We start from the raw sequence: 2,500 nt of genomic DNA on the forward strand, positions 1-2,500 counted from the left end.
GGAAGTTGGTTGCGGGAGTAGGATTTGAACCTACGACCTTCAGGTTATGAGCCTGACGAGCTACCGGGCTGCTCCATCCCGCGATATTGATCTGTCTGATTTGACTGATCTTTTGACTTTACCGTTGAGAGATACGATTGGTGTGTTTCTTAGGTGTGGCGATGACTTACTCTCCCACGTCTTAAGACGCAGTACCATCAGCGCAGTGGCACTTAACGGCCGAGTTCGGGATGGGATCGGGTGTTTTGCTCACGCTATGATCACCACACCGAAGAAACACACCGGACACGTTTTTGCGTGTCTGGTGCGACCGTGCCCCGTTTGGGGCATGATCTGACATCAGCGGTCCGCGTTTTCACGCGGACCGATGTTCCAAGCCAATGTACGGCTAATGTTGTGTGTGTATGTATTCTGATCTGACGTCGCAGAAGCATGGCTTCTACTGGATCAAATCAAGCCTATCGGACCATTAGTACCAGTCAACTGAACACATTGCTGCGCTTACATCTCTGGCCTATCGACGAGGTGGTCTACCTCGGTCCTCAGGGATACCTTGTTTTGAGGGGGGCTTCCCGCTTAGATGCCTTCAGCGGTTATCCTGTCCGATCATAGCTACCCTGCACTGCCGTTGGCACGACAACAGGTCCACCAGTGGATCGTTCACCCCGGTCCTCTCGTACTAGGGGCAACTCCTCTCAAGTATCCTACACCCACGGAAGATAGGGACCGAACTGTCTCACGACGTTCTAAACCCAGCTCACGTACCTCTTTAAACGGCGAACAGCCGTACCCTTGGGACCTGCTCCAGCCCCAGGATGAGATGAGCCGACATCGAGGTGCCAAACGGTGCCGTCGATATGGACTCTTGGGCACCATCAGCCTGTTATCCCCAGCGTACCTTTTATCCGTTGAGCGATGGCCCTTCCACTCGGGACCACCGGATCACTATGGCCGTCTTTCGACTCTGCTCGACTTGTCAGTCTCGCAGTCAGGCTGGCTTCTGCCATTGCACTCAACGAGCGATTTCCGACCGCTCTGAGCCAACCTTCGCGCGCCTCCGTTACAATTTAGGAGGCGACCGCCCCAGTCAAACTACCCACCACACAGGGTCCCGGATCCGGATAACGGACCGCGGTTAGACATCAAGCAGAGCAAGGGTGGTATCTCAAGGGAGGCTCCACGAGGACTGGCGTCCCCGCTTCAAAGCCTACCACCTATCCTGCACATGCTGTACCTGATGCCAGTGTGAAGCTGTAGTAAAGGTGCATGGGGTCTTTCCGTCTAACCGCGGGTATCCTGCATCTTGACAGGAAATTCAATTTCGCTGAGTCCACATTTGAGACAGCGGGGAAGTCGTTACGCCATTCGTGCAGGTCGGAACTTACCCGACAAGGAATTTCGCTACCTTAGGACCGTTATAGTTACGGCCGCCGTTTACCTGGGCTTCAATTCGGAGCTTGCACTCCTCCTTTTAACCTTCAGGCACCGGGCAGGCGTCAGACCCTATACGTCGTCTTACGACTTCGCAGAGCCCTGTGTTTTTAGTAAACAGTCGCCACCCCCTGGTTTGTGCCCCCGGCCTCTACTTGCGTAAAAACCGGGCCTCCTTCTCGCGAACTTACGGAGGTATTTTGCCGAGTTCCTTAAATGTGGTTCTCTCAAGCGCCTTGGTATTCTCTACCAGTCCACCTGTGTCGGTTTAGGGTACGATCTTAAAGGAGGGCTATTTCCAGGGACCTGTTAGCAGCCCATTCAATCCGATAAGGATGAACTACGTCTCAGATCCGTCACCACTCCACGGCCCAGGAATATTAACCTGGTTCCCATCGACTACGCCTTTCGGCCTCGCCTTAGGGGTCGGCTTACCCTGCTCAGATTAGCTTTAAGCAGGAACCCTTGGACTTTCGGCGAGGGAGTCTCTCACTCCCTTTGTCGCTACTCATGTCATCATTCTCACTAGTGATCTCTCCACCCGATGGCTCACGCCCGGGCTTCATCGAAAGCTTCGCGTCTCCAATACCGGCGAACCGGACAAGGAGACAGGAAACTATGTCACACTACGCTCTGCTACCGCGTGCTTACGCACACCCTAGACTTCGGCTCATGGCTTGAGCCCCGTTACATCTTCGCCGCAAGACAGCTTATTTAGACCAGTGAGCTGTTACGCTATCTTTAAAGGATGGCTGCTTCTAAGCCAACCTCCTGGTTGTTTTGGCCGTCTCACCTGCTTTCCCACTTAGCCATGAATTAGGGGCCTTAGTCGTAGGTCAGGGTTGTTTCCCTCTTCACGACGGACGTTAGCACCCGCCGTGTGTCTGCCATCTAGTACTCCTCGGTATTCGGAGTTTGGTTAGGATCAGTAAGCCGGTAAGGCCCCATTACCCATCCAGTGCTCTACCCCCGAGGGTATTCGGATGACGCTCTACCTAAATAGATTTCGCAGAGAACCAGCTATCTCCGAGTTTGATTGGCCTTTCACCCCTAGGCACACCTCATCCCG

The 2,500-nt window shown here is 53.9% G+C and carries 1 tRNA gene and 2 rRNA genes (1 of these 3 cut by a window edge); all 3 read right to left on the reverse strand.

Annotated features, from left to right (window positions below):
* Positions 1-6: 6 nt before the first annotated feature.
* Positions 7-83: transfer RNA gene (locus tag GZH79_RS13100), tRNA-Met, on the reverse strand.
* 70 nt (positions 84-153) lie between these two features.
* Positions 154-268, reverse strand: a 5S ribosomal RNA gene (gene rrf / locus GZH79_RS13105).
* Positions 269-448: 180 nt separating this feature from the next.
* Positions 449-2,500, reverse strand: a 23S ribosomal RNA gene (locus tag GZH79_RS13110); it runs 779 nt beyond the window's last position.

The sequence above is a fragment of the Loktanella sp. SALINAS62 genome (assembly GCF_018263905.1).
In the GTDB taxonomy this organism is placed as follows: Bacteria; Pseudomonadota; Alphaproteobacteria; order Rhodobacterales; family Rhodobacteraceae; genus Loktanella.